Here is a 742-nt window from a genome sequence, read left to right on the forward strand (position 1 = left end):
CAGACTGTGTGAAAACCTAGCAATCTGTCCGGCCCTTTAAGAAAATGCTCCGTATCGAAAGATACGGAGCATTTTTCGTTATGGCCTACATACAAGGAGAGTCCCGTAGCCAGACCAGCCTGTTCCCGGTCTCGCTGGAGGAACTGATCCCTGAAGATCACCTCGTACGAGTCATCGACCTGTATGTCGCCAAGCTCGATCTGGGCCAGCTCGGTTTTGAGAAAGCTCAGCCCAAGGCCATTGGGCGCCCTGCTTACGACCCCGCCGATCAGCTCAAGCTCTATCTCTATGGCTACTTTCAGCGCATTCGCTCGTCGCGGCGCCTAGAAGCTGAGTGCCAACGCAACATCGAAGTGATGTGGTTGATCAACCGGCTTAAACCCGACTTCAAGACCATCGCCGACTTTCGCAAGAACAACAAAGTAGCTTTCGTTACAACGTGCCGAGCTTTTGTGCAGTTCTGCCGATCCGTCGGCTTGATTGCGGGTGATCTGGTTGCGATCGACGGCAGCAAGTTTCAGGCAGTCGCTTCCTCGCGACGCCACCTGAATTTGAATCAGCTCAAGCGTCAGGAGGAGAAGCTGGATAAGCGGATTGCCCAATACTTGGCTGACCTGGATGCCGCTGATAAAGCAGAGGGCGAGCAAGTGGTCGATCGCACTGCGATCAAGGCGGCACTGGCGAAGCTTGAGGCCAAGCAGCAAGACAACCGTAGTTGCCAAGCTTTGATGAAGTCGATGGG

General features: G+C 54.3%; 1 pseudogene. It reads left to right on the plus strand.

Annotated elements, in window-relative coordinates:
- Window positions 1-80 precede the first annotated feature (80 nt).
- Window positions 81-742, plus strand: a pseudogene (locus tag ACM6JM_RS16035) (IS1182-like element ISPfl3 family transposase); the annotation flags it as partial.

The organism is Pseudomonas sp. IT-P2 (assembly GCF_949767575.1).
Taxonomy (GTDB): Bacteria; Pseudomonadota; Gammaproteobacteria; order Pseudomonadales; family Pseudomonadaceae; genus Aquipseudomonas; species Aquipseudomonas pharyngis.